The sequence below is a fragment of the Paenibacillus swuensis genome (assembly GCF_001644605.1).
Lineage (GTDB): Bacteria > Bacillota > Bacilli > Paenibacillales > DY6 > Paenibacillus_N > Paenibacillus_N swuensis.
Genome location: NZ_CP011388.1, coordinates 2958460 through 2973824 on the forward strand (window position 1 = coordinate 2958460; position 15365 = coordinate 2973824).

The window sequence follows — 15365 nt, forward strand, 5'->3', positions numbered from 1 at the left end:
TCAGGGGAGGGATAGAGCATGAATTGGAGAGTTGCAATATTGACTGCCAGTGACAAGGGGTCACGGGGAGAACGGGAAGATACAAGCGCTCAGGTTATTCGCGAGCTGGTGGAAGAAGAACTTCAGGGAGAAATCGTGGAATACCGGATCGTTCCGGACGAGGTGAATGATATCAGCGCGGCGTTGATTGAAATGGCGGAGTACTACCAAGCGGATCTGATCCTGACCACAGGCGGAACCGGGCTAAGTCCGCGTGATGTTACGCCGGAAGCCACGCTCAAGGTCGTGGAACGGTTAGTGCCGGGAATCGCCGAAGCGATGCGGATCGCCTCGATGGAGAAAACACGCCGGGCGATGCTTTCGCGGGGAATTTGCGGATTGCGCGGACAGACGCTGATTATTAATTTGCCGGGCAGTCCTAAGGGCGTAGCTGAGAATTTGGATGCGATTATGGATCAATTGCCGCATGCCTTGCAAATTCTGACGGGACGTATCGGAGAACATACGTATGAATCCTGATTCCATGCTTCGCGAAGTTAAAGTGGAGGATGCGGTCGGGATGGTGCTGGCCCATGATTTGACCCAGATTATTCCTGGGCAATTTAAGGGCCGTTTGTTTCATAAGGGCCATGTCATTACCGAGCAGGATATCCCAAGCTTACTGAACATCGGCAAAGAACATATTTACATTATGGAATTGCAGCAAGGCTATCTGCACGAGGATGAAGCGGCGGGGCGCATGGCTAGGGCTGTATGCGGAAATCACATTGTGTTGTCAAGTCCCCATGAGGGAAAAGTGACGTTAAAGTCTGAAATTCACGGGTTGGCCTACATTCACAAGCCTTTCATAGATGAAGTGAATCGTCTTGGTGAAATTGCGATGGCGACGGTGAAGTCGGATACGGTTGTGCAACCTGGGCAAGCGTTAGTCGGAACACGCGTGATCCCGTTGATCGTGGAGGAAAGCAAAATCGCAACCGTGGAAAGGTTGGCTGCGGAGTATGGCGGCGGGGGGCAGGCGTTGGTGTCCGTGAAGCCTTTTCGTTCATTAAAGGTCGGGTTAATCACAACCGGCAGCGAAGTGTTCAAAGGGCGGATTCAGGACAAATTCGGCCCTGTCGTCCGGAACAAAGTAGCCGCTTTCGGCTCCGAGGTGATCGAGCAGCGGCTTGTATCGGATGATATGAAACGCATTGTGGAGGAAATTCATTACTTCAAGGATGCCGGTTGTGAGCTCATTCTGGTGACGGGAGGCATGTCAGTCGACCCGGACGATCGGACACCGGGCGCGATTAAAGCTTCCGGGGCGGAGATTGTCAGTTACGGCACCCCGATGCTGCCCGGATCGATGCTGATGATGGCTTATTTGGACGGCATTCCGATTATGGGTTTACCGGGTTGTGTGATGCATGATCCTTATACTTCCTTTGATGTGCTGTTGCCGAGAGTTTGTGCGGGTGAAGTTATTTTGCGCGAAGATATAGTGGCGATGGGGTATGGCGGTATGCAGGGTTGTTAAGTTTTCGTTACAATTTCCGGAAACCGATGTTTTTGGGACAAGAATCGGATACAATGGGAAGATAGCACGACAATTCGTCTACCTGGAGGAATATTCATGGGTTTAAACAGTATCGGACCTACGGGTTTTATTCTATTAGTAGTTATTGCATTACTGTTGTTCGGACCGAATAAGTTGCCTGAGCTGGGACGCGCATTCGGAAGAACGTTGCGTGAATTTAAGCAAGGGGCCAAAGATATGATGTCTGACGATGATGATAAGCCGCGCCGTCAGGATATTACACCCGGAGATGCCGGGAGGCTCGATGCCGAACGTAAAGACGACAACCGCCGGTTGCCTGAATAATTGAATGTAAGAGTTGCCCCTTCCGCCAACGGGAGGGGATTGTTATGTCCGGGAGAAGGTGTAGGTGTATGGGAATGGAACCGATGGACGATATGTCCTTAGTTGAACATTTGGGTGAGTTGCGCAAAAGAATCATCTGGATCCTGATCATCCTCGTGCTGGGCATGGTGGTTGGATTTTTTGCGGCACAGCCGATTATAGAGTACCTTAAATCCACAGAGCCGGCGGCGTCGATGTCGTGGCACGCATTTTCCCTGTGGGACGGGATCAGCATATATATGAAGTTCGCGTTTATAATCGCATTAATTCTGGCGCTGCCTATGATTCTGTATCAGATCTGGTCGTTTGTCAGTCCGGGTTTACGTCCGGAGGAGCGGATGGCCACACTTCGGTATATTCCGATTGCCGTACTGCTGTTTCTTACAGGCGTTGCGTTCGCGTACTATGTGATCTTTCCGCTGGCCTTTAATTTCACATCAACCGTTACACGCAGTTTGAACTTGGTCGAGACGTACGGTGTGAGCCAGTACTTTACGTTTATGTTTAACATCGTGTTGCCGATGGCGCTGCTGTTTGAGTTGCCGGTCATCGTGATGTTCCTGACCAAGCTGCGAATTCTCAATCCACGACTCCTACGCAAAATCCGTAAAGTAGCCTACTTCGCGCTCATTGTCGTAGCTACGCTGGTCACGCCGCCGGATTTCATCTCCGACATCCTCGTGGCCATCCCGTTATTGCTGCTCTATGAGTTCAGCGTATTGCTGTCTGGCATGATCTACCGTAAGCAGTTGGCGGCGGACGCGGCGTGGGAAGCGGATTACAGCAGAACGGATCCCACCTAATTGCATATAGACGCAAAGCACACCGACCTAAGATAATAAGGATCGGTGTGTTTTTTTCATCTAGAGATCGAATATACACCCAAATATTGGTTACAATGATGAAGGTTTGAGAATTTTTTGTTAAAAAGATTCAGAAGGACTTGAAATCTTCCTCGAAATTCCGTATTATAAAAATTGTTATTAGCACTTGAGCATATTGAGTGCTAACATAAATCGACACATCCTTACCAAATCCAAAGGAGGCAAATTTTCTCATGATTAAACCATTAGGTGATCGCGTAGTAATTGAAGCTATTGCTAAGGAGGAAACGACTGCAAGCGGAATCGTATTGCCAGAAACAGCTAAAGAAAAGCCACAAGAAGGCAAAGTAGTTGCTGTAGGCAGCGGCACGCTGAAAGACGGCGTTCGTGTTCCTCTGGAAGTGAAAGAAGGAGACCGCATCATTTTCTCCAAATACGCAGGCACAGAAGTGAAATTCGAAGGCCGCGAGCTTCTGATTCTTCGTGAAAGCGATATTCTTGCAGTTCTTGCATAATATCAACTCTCGTGAGAGGTTCAACTCTGTAACCTACTTATAGAATCTCAATAAACACATAAGCGATCGTCAGGGTCGCTAAACTATACTAATTTAAACTAGGGAGGCATTTTACTCATGGCTAAAGAAATTAAATTCAGCGAAGACGCACGCCGCGCTATGCTTCGTGGTGTGGACGCGCTTGCGAACGCAGTTAAAGTAACATTGGGACCTAAAGGACGTAACGTCGTTCTTGAGAAGAAATTCGGTTCCCCGCTTATTACGAACGATGGTGTTACGATTGCTAAAGAAATCGAGCTGGAAGATGCATTCGAGAACATGGGTGCGCAACTGGTTAAAGAAGTAGCTACGAAGACGAATGATGTTGCCGGCGACGGAACAACAACAGCAACCGTTCTTGCACAAGCTATGATTCGTGAAGGTCTGAAGAACGTTACTGCGGGCGCAAACCCTATGGTTCTTCGCAAAGGGATCGACAAAGCGGTTAGAGCGGCTGTTGAAGAGCTTAAGGCTATCGCTAAGCCAATCGAAACGAAACAAGAAATCGCACAAGTTGCGGCAATCTCCGCGGCTGACGACGAAGTTGGCGAACTGATCGCTGAAGCGATGGAGAAAGTCGGCAAAGACGGCGTTATCACCGTTGAAGAATCCCGTGGATTCCTGACTGAGCTTGAAGTGGTCGAAGGTATGCAATTCGATCGCGGATATATCTCCCCATACATGATCACGGACACGGACAAAATGGAAGCTGTTCTTGAAGATCCGTACATCTTGATCACAGACAAGAAGCTTACGAACATCCAGGAAATCCTGCCTGTTCTTGAGAAAGTCGTTCAACAAGGTCGTCCATTGTTGATCATCGCTGAAGATGTTGAAGGCGAAGCTCAAGCTACATTGGTTGTAAACAAACTTCGCGGAACATTCACTTGCGTAGCGGTTAAAGCTCCGGGCTTCGGTGACCGTCGTAAAGCTATGTTGCAAGATATCGCTGCTTTGACTGGCGGCCAAGTGATTACAGAAGAGCTTGGATTGGATCTGAAATCCACGACTGTAGATCAACTGGGACGCGCTCGTCAAATCCGCGTAACTAAAGAAAACACAATCATCGTTGACGGAAACGGCCAACCGGCTGACATCTCCGCTCGCGTGAACCAAATCCGTACTCAATTGGAAGAGACTACTTCCGAGTTCGATAAAGAGAAACTGCAAGAGCGTCTGGCGAAATTGTCCGGCGGCGTAGCGGTAATCAAAGTCGGCGCAGCAACGGAAACTGAGCTGAAAGAGCGTAAGCTTCGCATCGAAGATGCTTTGAACGCGACTCGCGCAGCGGTTGAAGAAGGTATCGTAGCAGGCGGCGGTACAGCGCTTGTGAACGTATTTGCAGCTGTAGCAGCTGTATCGGCAACTGGCGATGAGCAAACAGGCGTAAACCTGATCCTTCGCTCCCTGGAAGAGCCGGTTCGTACGATTGCGGCGAATGCTGGTCTTGAAGGTTCCGTTATCGTTGAGCGCCTGAAGAAAGAAGAAACAGGCATCGGCTTTAACGCTGCAACTGGCGAGTGGGTTAACATGATCCAAGCCGGTATCGTTGACCCAGCGAAAGTAACACGCTCAGCGTTGCAGAACGCTGCATCCGTTGCAGCGATGTTCCTGACAACGGAAGCGGTTATCGCTGACAAGCCAGAGCCGAAGGGCACAGGCGGCGGCATGCCAGACATGGGCGGCATGGGCGGTATGGGCGGCATGATGTAATAAGGGCTTCAGCCCTTATGCATTAACGGTCTGACCATATAAAAATAAGAAGAGGCTTCTCACAGTTCAATTTGAACTTGTGAGAAGCCTCTTCTTATTTGACCCTATATTTTTAGCAATGTCATTCCATACTCATTCGTAACAAAGTTCATGTCGGAATCACGGGAAACCAGTACCAAGTTAGCTGTGTTTGAGACCACTTAGTACTTCACATTCCGTAATGGTCGAAAAGAATATTTGCCGTTGTTCTTCTTGCGCTTGTCGTACTAAGTTAACTACGGAATGATCATTGTCCAGAATGGCAATGACGATGTTCGAATCAAATAAATATCCGGAGTGGTTGTGGGTCATTTTCCCTAGTCCTCCCGTGACTCCTTAATGTGGTCTAATAATTCTTGTGCTTCCCCGGGCTTCAGAATTCCAGCTACACTTAAAATGTCATCGACGGAATAATCATCAAAGTCCTCGATTGTTTCTGCTTCAAGATCAATGACAAGTTTTTTGGTGGAAATATTGTTTATAGATAAAAACTCCCTTAAGTCTTTCGCAATATGAGGATGGAGTTTGCGTACCATTGACATGGAGAACCACTCCTTAATCGAATTATGTTGCTAAATCTTATTTACAATTATACCCGATAATGGAATGAATGGATACGACCACGGAACAAAGCGCCTTACGAAGTGTTCAACAAATTGAACACACAAAAAAATCCCGGAACCGAAGTTCCGGGATTTCTTATTTAGCTATTAGTCGATGAAGCCAACAGTTCCAAGGAAACGTTTCAACATGGAAGCAGCTTCAGCACGTGTAGCATTTGCAGTAGGAGATACTTTACCAGCATATCCAAGAACTACACCAGCTTTAACAGCTGCGGCAACTTCTTCTTTAGCCCAAGTCAATTTGCTAGCATCTTTGAAAGAAGCAAGAGCAGTTGCTTGTTCTGCAGTAGTAAGATTGGATTCTTTACCAGCGTAAGCCATCGCGCGAACTACCATTGCTGCTAGTTCTTGACGAGTGATTAAAGCGTCTGGCAAGAATTTACCTTTGTCATTACCTACAACGATACCAGCAGCTGCAGCAGCTGCTACATCAGCAGTGTACCATTTGCCTTCAGCAACATCGCTGAATTTGTAAGTGTTGTTAGTAACACTGTAAGTGCTAGCTGTAAGGCCCAGGGAACGAACTGCAAGTGCAGCGAATTCAGCACGAGTGATGTTACGGTTCGGAGCGAATGTATCAGCAGCTACGCCTTCAACTACAAGCTTGCTAGCCAATAATTCAACTTCTTCTTTAGACCAATGTTTAGCAAGGTCAGCGAACTTCTTGCCGCCTACAACAACAGCATAGATGCTGTTCGTAGTGCTCCAGAAAGTAGCTTCAGTTGTTGTAAACTTGGAAGGAACGAATGCCCACTTGCTTCCGTCTTTACGAGCTACAGTAGAAGTCTTAGCGTCTGCAGCAGTAGTTGTGAAGATACCGCGTTGTACGTAAGTTTTACCAAAGCTTGTTAGAGCAGCAGTTTTTCCAGTAACGCCGATAGCATCAATGGAGAAATCAACTTCTACCGGAGTAGCTGTAGCATTTTTCTTAATAGTTAATTTAAGAGATTTAAGTGCTTCGCCAGCAGATTTAGCTAGACCATCAAAATCAAGAACGGATAGTGGCAATTTGTAATATCCAGTAGCGTTCTTAACGATTAGAGTAGCGCCAGCTTTCTTAGCTGCTTCTTTCAGTGCGTCAACAGGAATTGTAACGGTGTCACCAGTGAAGATAACTGTTACAGTTGTGTTGTTTGTGAAAGCGTTAGTGATGTCGTATCCATTAACGGAATCGATAACGTTGATAGTACCGTTAACATTTCCACCTGGAATGTAGATACCACCGCCACCATTACCACCGTTTGATAAAGTTATGTGATGGTATACAGCGGAGTAAACGCTTTTGTTAACTGTTTCCCATACGAACGGGTTCAAAGTGATCTTTGTTGTTGACGTTGGAGCGATTACTTGGTTAAAGCTGTAATATGTATTGCCATAGACGGATTCTCCGACTTGTTTAGCATATACATTGCCAAGGACTGCTCCGTTAGCGTCATAAACATTAACATAAACGGACTCACCTACTCCAACTTCACCGTCTGCAAAGTATACTTGACCTTTAACGGTACGAGTGCTGTTGTCGTAGCTTACGTCTTTAAATCCTGTTGCGGCAAATGCCAGAACCGGTGCTAATGCGGAAAGCAATAGCATAAGTGCTAGTAGACCAGAGGTCTTTTTCAAGAAAGCGGATTTCATAGTATGGTTTTTCCTCCTAGTGGAACTTTTCTGTTTTGGGTTAAATTCATTTTTTTCATGAACCATTAGTCTCATTTCACCTCCTTCTTATGGTAATCATTAGCTATTCTATCAGAATTCATATGAAATGAATAGACAGAAAAAGTAAAATGTTGAAACTTAGGGAATTTTAGCGTACTGAGGAGAGAAGTTGTTCGATGGAATTAACTTCATTCGCGTCAGCAGCTATTAATTTATTATATAAAGCTTCGTCCTTATTACCTAGTAAGTTTAGCGAAGCGATATAGAATCTAGCAATATTACGGTTAAGTTGAGAGATCGACTGGTTTTCGTTACTAAAGTCCTCCGAAATGGCGGGGTGTAACGTCTCCGAAGTCTTTTTGAAATCTTTATTTGCGAAAGCGACTTTGGCAAGCGATAACCTCAAATTCGGTGTGACACTGAATGGACGTCCACGCAATTGTTCTTTAGGCAAACTGTCGAGATATGCCGTTTTGTCGACAACCGTAACATAGAGTTCTTGTACACGATCCAGATGTTGCTTATCAGCAGATTGTCCAGAGCTAAAGTTCATAAGCCATAAATCGGCATGTAGTCCAGCAGCTCGTTCGTAGAAGGATATTTCCCAAGGGAATTTCTTAATTCCTTCTTCCAGCATCCTCAACGCATTCTCGTTATCGCCTTGAGAGACGTACAATCGATATTCCTTCTCTAATAACATTCGATTGTTCGGTTCTGATTTGCGGGTGTTGACAATTAATTCCTTGGCTTGATTTACATAATTTATATCTTTGGTCTGGTCAAATCCTTGAAGTAAGAAGTCAATCTTCGTGTCATTATAAATAGGATGACCTGGTTCTTTATTGATCGCACTATCCAGTGGTACAAATACTTCATTCAACGGCTTTTGATTCTGGGCATAAAATAAAGCGGCATTGTAAGAGCTGTTGGCTGTTAATTTGCTTAATGAGATAAATAAAAGAAAGATTCCAAGGATCGTTAAAGCTACAGGATAACCCCATCTTGCTTTGTTGATAGATTCAGAGGCTCTGCTTACAAAGGGTTCAAAATGGATACCAGAGAACATAGCTCCTAAACATAAGTAGAACAAGCAATCAAAATACACATAACTCATTTCAAAATCGATCGCACTGTGAACCAATAAGGTTAAAGCAATGATATAAAATATGAAATGTAGGTCTTTCTGCTCAGTGGTAGATTTATAATATTTAACAATATAAGTATAAAATACCCACAATACCAATGTCACAAACACAATAAATCCGAAGATTCCCACTTCAATTAAATATTGCAGGAAGAAGTTGTGCGCTTGCTTACTAGAGTAAGGGTTGTTCTGAAATTGTTGATAAAGACTCAGCCAACCGCCGCCGCCTGAACCAATGATCGGACTCTCTTTAATGATCTTAACAGCGTCTCGGTAGAACGTATTACGTTCGAGTACACTATGCGTATTAAAGTTAATCGATTCGATCCTGACTTGCATGGTTTCAGGTAACAGCTTAATAAATGTACTGCTTCCTAACAGCAGATATATGCCTAGACTACCTAACAGAACCATAGCCGCAGGCATCATGACCTGAGCGTATTTGTATTTCGTGAAACGAGTTAATGATCTCTCTAACCATGGGGCTACAAAACGTTGGATAAGAAAACTTGCTCCACCAGACAACAAGGACATAAGCAGCAGCAAACCCCAGCCGGTTATCGATTGAGAACTAAAAACAGAAATGGTTGAAGCCTTGCCTGTAGTTGCGACGGTAGGGAGAACGATATTCGCAATCTCCAGACCTAATGCAGTAACTTTGCTAGAAATGAGTAACGACAAAATTCCAGCTACACCCATATGTAAGATGAATAGTAGCTGCCTACTAAGTGTTAGGAAAGGAAGAATTAATAAAATGATAAAAGGCATAACCACAATACCACCGCGCGAAAGCGTGAGCAAAATGGAAAGTAACACAGGGACAAGCATAATACCATGAAGCGTTATGCTATACCAAGAATTAGAACGAATTATGGTGTATATACCCGCGAATAGCAATGCAATTAATAAGGCCGCATAGGCGTTAGCATACTGAAACACGGAAGTTAAACGAATACCCTGCTCTAATATAACGGAATCTTGGTAGTAAAGGTTGCCAAAGAATGTGAAAAATCCGAAAAAAACTATAACATAGCCAGAAACTAATATGAAATACTGCAACAAAGTCGCACCAAGTTTACGTTGGATAAAATAAAGACCGAGTATAAAGAAGGAGGCGTACATTACATTTAACAGGACTAGATTCATAGACAAATGCTTCGAAGCTGCGTTGAAATGACTAATTAAATATGTAAGTGGAATAAGCCAAATGAGCAGAGCAGCTAGATCTTTCTTGTCAGTGAAGGTCCAGTTGTAGAAGAAGTAGAGGGAGAGAAGGAAGATGATGATTGCTGACCATATTAAAGCAGAGTAGATTGGCTTTTCAAAATTCACTTCATCTCCGTTAAAGAGCCCTGCAAAGAATGGGGTGATGAAAAGGAAGAGTCCAAGGAATAGCATGCAGCACCAATAGATGATTGAAGAATTTTCGTTAGGTACAATTCTACTGTTAGGTAATTTGGCTTCTCGGGCAACAGACGGTTTCATTATAGACTCCTTTAATGGCATAAGTATTGTGTAGTATAAAAAATACTAGCATAAATTTTACAACAAACCAATCATACTTTCGATAGAAAAAGCATTTAACTATAAACTAGTAAAACATAGTTAACATAAAACTGATTGTAGTAAAAAGGGTTTTAATATAAAATAGTAATGTTCTACTGAACAAATGTATAAAACTGCATAATTTAATATACTACAGGAAGGCTTATGGATATGAAAATGTTGCGTGTTAGACTAGCCAGGACTTTATATGCATATATTGTCAAATTAAAACCATACATAAACCGTTTCATCCCTTTCCGGGTGAAGGAATTGTTGAAACCAAACATTTTGGAGATGGCATATCCTGCAGATATTATACCCATAAACAGGGATCTTTATATGAATGCTACACATCCCAAAGGTATTAACTTAATTGGTTATAGTAGGGCTGAGATGGGAATCGGTGAATCTTGCAGGATCGCTGCCCGCTCGATAAGTGCAACGGAAGTACCTTTCTCTATTATTAATTATGAGTATAATAATCCCGCAAGAATGCAGGATCATACATGGATTCATAAAGAAGTAAATCAAGCCCAATTCAAAGTTAACATCTTTCATCTGAATGCTGACCAAATGATTTTTGCGAACGCTCATCTCGGCAACTCATTCTTTACCAACCACTATAATATAGGATATTGGCATTGGGAACTTCCTGATTTTCCTGACGAGTGGAAGATTGGGTTTAATCTTGTTCATGAGGTATGGGCTCCATCCAATTTTGTTGCAGACTCTATCAAGGTGAAGTCGCCGGTTCCAGTTATAACGATTCCGCATAGTATCTTCGTTGATTTGGGAGAAGTCCACTTTGACCGTGTTCATTTTAATCTTCCTACAAATCGATTCTTATTTATGTCGATGTACGACGTGCATAGCTTTCAAGAGCGTAAAAACCCGAAAGCGGTCATTCGTGCGTTCCAAGAAGCATATTCTCCGGAGGATGAATCAGTTGGTCTAGTTCTTAAAGTAAATAATGCAAGTAGCAACCCGGGTGAAATTAAGGATTTGGTAGCGATGATAGGTACATATACGAACATATTCATCATCAAAGAAACGTTAAGTAGGACAGAAATGAATGGCTTAATGAATGTGATAGATTGTTTTGTCTCTCTTCACCGCTCTGAGGGATTTGGTTTAGGGCTTGCAGAGGCAATGTTCTTAGGAAAAGCTGTTATAGGGACGAATTGGTCATCGAACACTGACTTTATGAACCCTTACAATTCTTGTGTAGTTAATTATAAACTTGTTAAAGTGGGTAGAGATTATGGACCTTATAAAGCGTATCAAGATTGGGCCGATCCTGATACATCTCATGCTTCGGAGTATATGAGTAAACTATCCAACGACTCTGAATATTACAAATCGATATCACGGGCCGGTCAAGAGACAATGTTAACTGAATACTCACCACAGCGTATAGGTCAATTAATAAAAGATAGATTAAAGGAAATACAACTTTACTAGAGAAACCACACGGAGGAGATTATATGAATACCATTACTGCTGTAGTTATGGCTGGAGGTAAAGGGGAACGTTTCTGGCCTAAGAGCAGAACGAAGTTACCTAAACAATTCTTAAATATATCAGGCAATAAATCTATGCTTCAACAAAGTATTCAGAGACTGGAAAAACTCATTCCTTTGGAACAAATATTTATTGTAACTAATGATTTGTATGCAGAGTTGATAAAAGCGCAAATTCCAAATTTGCCTCAGGATAATATTATTGTCGAACCTATTGGTCGGAATACGGCTCCGTGTGTAGGACTAGCATCAATCATTATAGAAGAAAAATTTCCAAATAGTTCTATGATTGTCTTACCTTCCGATCACATCATTAAAAATGAAGAGGGATTTTTACAAATAGTACGAACCGCTGTAGAAGTTTGTGAAAAGCATGACAGTCTAGTTACATTGGGTATTAATCCAACTTATCCGGAGACAGGGTATGGGTATATCGAAAGTAATATGGACATCTTTGAACTCAATGAATTAAGTGTTGAGAAAGTTAGCAGATTCGTAGAAAAGCCTAACGAATATACAGCGAAAAAGTACATTGAGGCAGGTAATTTCTACTGGAATAGTGGTATATTTGTCTGGAAAGTCAGTGTGATTCGTAATCATATCCAAAAACTTATGCCGGATATGCATGATCTACTAGAAACGATGAAACATGCATTTATCTCAAATACTCGCAATGAAGTTATCAAATCTGAATTTCCTAAAATGCCCGATATTTCAATAGATTATGGTATTATGGAAAAGGTCAATAACATATATGTAATTCCATGTATTTTTGGATGGGATGATGTAGGAAGCTGGACAGCCCTTGAGCGAATCGACGAGCTCGACGAAAACGGTAACGTGGTTCGTGGTAACATTCTTAACCTGGATACCAAAGGGTGTATTATCGAAAGCAATGGCAAATTAATTGCAACATTAGGTGTTGATGACTTAATTATTGTAGACACAGAAGACGTCACATTAATATGTCATAAAAATAAAGCTCAAGAAATTAAATCTATAATCAAAGAGCTTAAAATTCAAAAACTAGAACAATATTTATAATCAAAAGGAGAACAGAACAGAATGAGTAAAACAGCACTAATTACAGGAATTACGGGTCAAGATGGATCATATTTGGCTGAATTATTATTAGATAAAGGTTATAAAGTATTTGGTCTTAGAAGAAGAACGAGTGTTCCAATTCTAGAGAACATTGAGCATATTAAGGACCAAATAGAATTTGTCGAGGGTGATCTATTGGACCTTGGCTCCCTTATTCATGCGGTGAAATTGTCGAATCCTGATGAAGTTTATAACTTGGCTGCCCAATCATTTGTCGGAACTTCGTGGGATCAGCCTGTATTGACAGGGCAAGTTACAGGTATTGGTGTAACAAATATGTTGGAAGCTGTACGTATTGCCAAGCCAGAAGCTAGATTCTATCAAGCTTCGAGCAGTGAGATGTTCGGTAAAGTAGTAGAAACACCACAGAAAGAAACGACGCCATTCTACCCGCGCAGTCCGTATGGCGTAGCTAAAGTCTATGGACATTGGATTACTGTAAATTACCGCGAAAGCTTTAATATGTTCGCATGCTCAGGAATCCTGTTCAACCATGAATCTCCCCGTCGTGGTGTTGAGTTCGTAACTCGTAAGGTTACGGATGCTGCAGCGCGTATTAAGTTAGGTCTGCAGAAGGAGCTGCGCATGGGTAACCTTGATTCTCAACGGGATTGGGGTTTTGCGGGAGACTACGTGAAGGCTATGTGGTTGATGTTGCAACAAGACACGCCAGATGATTATGTAATCTCCACAGGAGAAATGCATACTGTAGAAGAACTTGTCGAAATCGCATTCAGCCATGTTGGACTGAACTGGCGTGATTATGTCGTTGTAGATCCAAAATTCGTTCGTCCGGCTGAAGTGGATTTATTGTTAGGTGATTGCACGAAAGCTAAGGAAACTTTGGGATGGGAATTAGAAGTTTCATTTAAAGAACTTGTTACGATGATGGTGGACAGTGATATGAAAAAGTATCAAGCACTAGGTAACTAATGATGAAAATCCTTATAACCGGGTGCAATGGCTTTGTAGGAAAACATTTAGTAGAGTTTTGTCTTAGCCAACAGTGCGAGGTCATAGGAATAGGTCGTGGAGAGGGTTCGCAAGAACCCTCTGATATACACGATAAATACACCTATGTTAAAGGTGATTTCTCTGATGTAGAATTTGTAAAAAATCTATTAGATCATTTTCAACCTGATGGTCTTATTCATTTAGCAGCTCAAAGTTCTGTAAAAGATTCATGGTCTGATATATCTGGTACTGTTGATGTAAACCTTTCAAAAACCGTATCGTTATATGAAGGTATAAGAAAAAGTACCCTTGCTAATAAGCTCAAAGTATTGTCTGTAGGTTCCTCAGAAGAGTATGGATATATCGATCAAGGTAAAATGCCAATTAGGGAGTCTGAGCGACTCTTACCTGTAAGCCCGTACGGTTTATCTAAGTATTTAGTTGAAACGGTGAATGAGTATTATATTAGACAATTCGGTTTGAATATATTGCATGCAAGACCTTTTAATCATATCGGACCAGGACAATCATTGGGATTCGTGGTACCAGATTTTAGTGCACAAATAGTTAATATCGAACTGGGAAAACAAGCCCCTGTTATGAATGTTGGTAATTTAGATGCGAAGAGGGACTTCCTTGATGTTAGGGATATTGTGAGAAGTTATTTCCTTCTGCTTCAATATGGCACTCAAGGTGAGATTTATAATGTATGTTCGGGGATTTCCATCTCTATTCGATCTATACTGGATACACTTGTTAGTATGTCGAATATTAAAATTACTGTTAATGTTGATCCGAAATTAATTCGCAAGATTGATGTACCTGATTATTACGGATCTAACGAGAAGATACAGCATGAGTTATCTTGGACACCTGAATTCCATATATCAACTTCATTAGCTGATTCCCTGAATTATTATAGAGAAATCATTAAAGTCTGATAACTTCTCTTATTAAGACCTCTTAGACAAGAATCAGTCCACAAAGTGAGGTAAGTTAGTTGAACAAAATTATTGAATTATATAACTATCGTCATATGTTATTCTCTCAAACAAGTTCAGAGTTGCGATCAAGATACAGAGGTTCAGTTTTTGGAATGCTATGGACCTTTATGATTCCGTTACTTATGTTAGGCGTATATACTCTGATTTTCTCAACCATTATGAGAATGGACGTTGAGAATTATTCAGTATTCTTGTTTGTAGGTTTATTGCCATGGTTAAATTTTTCTGCAACTGTAAACACGAGTACAGGAATTTACATCAGAAATTCTAATATTATTAAGAAAATTTACTTTCCAAGAGAAGTACTTCCCTTAGCTAACGTTCTAACAGGTAATATTAATTATTTATACGGTATGGTTATTCTTATTGCAGCTTTGTATATTTCCGGAATAGGATTGAGTGTTTACGCTCTATATTTCCCGCTCATATTAATTATTCAATCTATTTTAACTTTTGCCATCGTATTAATTCTCTCTTCATTAACTGTGTATTTCAGGGATATTGAACATATTACCAATATTCTTACCATGTTATGGTTTTACTTTACTCCTATCATATATCCTTCTACATTAATTCCTCAAAAATATAAACAAATTTTCGAACTTAATCCTGTAGCACCCATAGTCAAGGCATATCAGGATATTTTCTATTATCAAAAAAGCCCCGATTTCGCATCTTTAGCAATTTGTGCTTGTATTTTTACATTATTATTGTTTTTTGCTTATTACTTACACCACAAACTTAATAGAAGAATGGCTGAAATGATATAGAGGTGAAAGAGA

At 41.8% G+C, this 15365-nt stretch carries 15 protein-coding genes; 11 read left to right on the forward strand and 4 right to left on the reverse strand.

Annotated elements, in window-relative coordinates; translation table 11 throughout:
• Positions 1–18: 18 nt before the first annotated feature.
• The 6 genes from SY83_RS13015 to groL all read left to right on the forward strand — a co-directional run bounded on the left by SY83_RS13015 (position 19) and on the right by groL (position 4994).
• On the forward strand, positions 19–519 hold the full coding sequence (locus SY83_RS13015; protein ID WP_068607140.1) for a MogA/MoaB family molybdenum cofactor biosynthesis protein: 501 nt from the start codon (positions 19–21) through the stop codon (positions 517–519).
• Positions 509–1519, forward strand: coding sequence for a molybdopterin-binding protein (locus tag SY83_RS13020; RefSeq protein WP_068607142.1), 1011 nt, complete (start codon positions 509–511; stop codon positions 1517–1519). The genes SY83_RS13015 and SY83_RS13020 overlap by 11 nt, the downstream gene beginning before the upstream one ends.
• A 96-nt stretch (positions 1520–1615) precedes the next feature.
• On the forward strand, positions 1616–1864 hold the full coding sequence (gene tatA, locus SY83_RS13025) for a twin-arginine translocase TatA/TatE family subunit (protein ID WP_068607144.1): 249 nt from the start codon (positions 1616–1618) through the stop codon (positions 1862–1864).
• Positions 1865–1932: 68 nt separating this feature from the next.
• On the forward strand, positions 1933–2706 hold the full coding sequence (gene tatC, locus SY83_RS13030) for a twin-arginine translocase subunit TatC (RefSeq protein WP_197479852.1): 774 nt from the start codon (positions 1933–1935) through the stop codon (positions 2704–2706).
• Between the two features lie 254 nt (positions 2707–2960).
• The gene (gene groES / locus SY83_RS13035; RefSeq protein ID WP_068607146.1) at positions 2961–3242 is read left to right on the forward strand and encodes a co-chaperone GroES; all 282 of its coding nucleotides are present in this window, start codon (positions 2961–2963) and stop codon (positions 3240–3242) included.
• 117 nt (positions 3243–3359) lie between these two features.
• Positions 3360–4994 carry a chaperonin GroEL gene (groL, locus tag SY83_RS13040; RefSeq protein ID WP_068607148.1) on the forward strand — a complete coding sequence of 545 codons (1635 nt, stop codon included), beginning with the start codon at positions 3360–3362 and terminating at the stop codon, positions 4992–4994.
• 180 nt (positions 4995–5174) lie between these two features.
• Here groL and SY83_RS23120 read toward each other — a convergent pair whose 3' ends face one another.
• From SY83_RS23120 to SY83_RS13055, 4 genes are all read right to left on the reverse strand, one after another.
• A complete protein-coding gene (locus SY83_RS23120; RefSeq protein WP_157279857.1) occupies positions 5175–5345 on the reverse strand; it encodes a PIN domain-containing protein in 171 nt (56 codons plus the stop codon).
• A 5-nt stretch (positions 5346–5350) separates the two neighbouring features.
• On the reverse strand, positions 5351–5575 hold the full coding sequence (locus SY83_RS13045) for a hypothetical protein (protein ID WP_068607150.1): 225 nt from the start codon (positions 5573–5575) through the stop codon (positions 5351–5353).
• A gap of 168 nt (positions 5576–5743) precedes the next feature.
• Positions 5744–7291: an S-layer homology domain-containing protein gene (locus tag SY83_RS13050; protein WP_068611093.1), complete on the reverse strand. Its 1548-nt coding sequence runs from the start codon at positions 7289–7291 to the stop codon at positions 5744–5746.
• A 169-nt stretch (positions 7292–7460) separates the two neighbouring features.
• Entirely contained in the window at positions 7461–9941 is a 2481-nt protein-coding gene (locus SY83_RS13055) for an O-antigen ligase family protein (protein WP_068607152.1), read from the reverse strand.
• 354 nt (positions 9942–10295) lie between these two features.
• Here SY83_RS13055 and SY83_RS13060 point away from each other — a divergent pair, with 354 nt between their 5' ends.
• From SY83_RS13060 to SY83_RS13080, 5 genes are read left to right on the forward strand one after another with little or no spacing between them, the layout of a single operon-like run.
• Positions 10296–11462, forward strand: a complete 1167-nt coding sequence (locus SY83_RS13060; RefSeq protein ID WP_231891248.1) for a glycosyltransferase — start codon at positions 10296–10298, stop codon at positions 11460–11462.
• Positions 11463–11485: 23 nt separating this feature from the next.
• A complete protein-coding gene (locus tag SY83_RS13065; protein ID WP_068607157.1) occupies positions 11486–12565 on the forward strand; it encodes a mannose-1-phosphate guanylyltransferase in 1080 nt (359 codons plus the stop codon).
• Between the two features lie 21 nt (positions 12566–12586).
• Complete coding sequence (gmd, locus tag SY83_RS13070) at positions 12587–13558, forward strand: GDP-mannose 4,6-dehydratase (protein ID WP_068607160.1); 972 nt, start codon at positions 12587–12589, stop codon at positions 13556–13558.
• Complete coding sequence (locus tag SY83_RS13075) at positions 13558–14520, forward strand: GDP-mannose 4,6-dehydratase (RefSeq protein WP_082882517.1); 963 nt, start codon at positions 13558–13560, stop codon at positions 14518–14520. Before gmd ends, SY83_RS13075 begins: the two co-directional genes overlap by 1 nt.
• A gap of 59 nt (positions 14521–14579) precedes the next feature.
• Positions 14580–15353, forward strand: a complete 774-nt coding sequence (locus SY83_RS13080) for an ABC transporter permease (RefSeq protein ID WP_068607165.1) — start codon at positions 14580–14582, stop codon at positions 15351–15353.
• Positions 15354–15365 lie beyond the last annotated feature (12 nt).